The sequence below is a fragment of the Desulfallas sp. Bu1-1 genome (assembly GCF_015594625.1).
GTDB lineage: Bacteria > Bacillota > Desulfotomaculia > Desulfotomaculales > Desulfallaceae > JADNRQ01.
In genome coordinates this window covers 1-843 of record NZ_JADNRQ010000061.1, presented here as the reverse complement: position 1 = coordinate 843, position 843 = coordinate 1, and the positions used below count along the sequence as shown (strand labels likewise).

The 843-nt window shown below is 52.9% G+C and carries 1 pseudogene; it reads left to right on the top strand.

Features of this window, described 5'->3' with window-relative positions:
- Positions 1-143: 143 nt before the first annotated feature.
- A pseudogene (locus IT084_RS17600) lies at positions 144-843 on the top strand (IS200/IS605 family accessory protein TnpB-related protein); the annotation flags it as partial.

Genomic DNA, 843 nt, shown 5'->3' with positions numbered 1-843 from the left:
AAAAGAACCGGAAGACGCCCAGTCCGAACTGGTACGGGACTTGCTGGCCATAGTCACGTCCTTTTCGGCCAGGTTGTACGGAGCCAAGGGCGGCAAAAAAGTCCGGCAGGGGTTTCGGGAACTGATCACGGGAGTGTCGCAAGATGAAGAAGCCGAAAAAGAAGAAAACAGTTAACCCGGAAGACGGCATAAAATACACCGTCTGTGGCGAGTTTTTCCCCGAGATCTACCCCGCCTTTCGCTCCCGGAAGTGGGGCCGGGGCGACGAAGACCCTCTGGCCACCGAGATGCGCCTTTTTTGCTCGTGCGAGCGCTGGGCCTTCAACCGGCTGCTGGAAGGCCGTTCCCGTGAAGAGCTCAAAAAAGAAGGCCAGAAGATATTCGGCATAAACTCTCGTTTTTGTGACGATGCCATATTAAAAGCAAAGGCCATTATTGAATCACAGAGGGAACTGCTGGCGCTGGAAATCGAAGAAACCGAAACAAAACTGGCCCGTGCAAAGAAAAAACTCAACCGGGCGGAAAAAGACCTGGCTAAAACTATTGAAGCAAACGACCCGGTAAAAAACGAAAAAGCCGAACGCACCGTGCACGGCCGCAAAGCGCGGGTTAAGAAACTAAGTGACAAGCTGGATGAGCTGAAAACCCATCAAAATAACGGCACCATACCCACAATAATCTTCGGCGGTCGTTCCTTGTGGAAGCGGGTTTGCAAAGGTAGAGCCGCAAAAAAAGAATGGCGGCAGGCCCGGCAGAACCGGTTGTACGCCCGGGGAGACGAAACCAAGGGCGGCAACCCGAACATCAAAATAAGCTACCGCAGCGGAGAATTTGCTATTTCCG